The organism is Craurococcus roseus, from assembly GCF_039523795.1.
Taxonomy (GTDB): Bacteria; Pseudomonadota; Alphaproteobacteria; order Acetobacterales; family Acetobacteraceae; genus Craurococcus; species Craurococcus roseus.
On sequence record NZ_BAAAFZ010000033.1, the window covers coordinates 1 to 620 of the forward strand.

The window sequence follows — 620 nt, forward strand, 5'->3', positions numbered from 1 at the left end:
TGCACCGACGCCACGGCGCGGGTCGCGCGCGTGCTGGGGACGCTGCTCGGCGCCGGGGTGCCCCTGACCGAGGCGCTCGGCCACGCCGCCGCCGCGGCCGGCAACGCCGCCGTCTCGGCCGCGCTGGATCGCGCCGCCGCGCGGGTCTCGGCCGGCGGGCGCCTCGCCGCCGCGCTCGCGGAAGAGGGGGCCTTGCCGAAGCTGGCCGTCACCCTGGTCGGCGTCGGCGAGGAAGGGGGGCGCTTGCGCGAGATGCTGGGGGAAGTGGCGGTGATCCACGAGGAAGAGATGGACCGCGCCGTGGAGCGGCTGCTCGCGCTGCTGGTGCCCGGCGTCACGCTGCTGCTCGGCGCCCTGGTCGGCGGCATCGTGCTGGCGACGCTGGACGCCATCCTCGGCGCCAACTCCGCCGCGTTGGGCGCGCGATGAGGCGCCCGGCCTCCGCCCTGCTCGCGGCGGCGCTCGCCCTCGCCGGCTGCGACGGGCCGCGCCAAGGCGGCCAAGCGGCCTTCGACGACGCCATGCGCCGCTTGCAGCAGCGCGGCGAGGCGACCGGCGCCGGCCTGCCCACGGTGGCCGGCGGCTCCGCCGTCCTGCCCGACGCGCCGCCCGCCGCGCGG

The 620-nt window shown here is 79.8% G+C and carries 2 protein-coding genes; both read left to right on the forward strand.

Annotation, left to right across the window (positions count from 1 at the left end; all coding sequences use genetic code 11):
• Positions 1-429 (forward strand): type II secretion system F family protein (locus ABD067_RS12590; protein WP_343895652.1); only part of this gene is annotated, 429 nt, incomplete at its 5' end.
• Positions 426-620, forward strand: a 195-nt coding sequence (locus ABD067_RS12595; RefSeq protein ID WP_343895653.1) for a hypothetical protein, incomplete at its 3' end; no start/stop codon positions are given. The genes ABD067_RS12590 and ABD067_RS12595, both read left to right, overlap by 4 nt.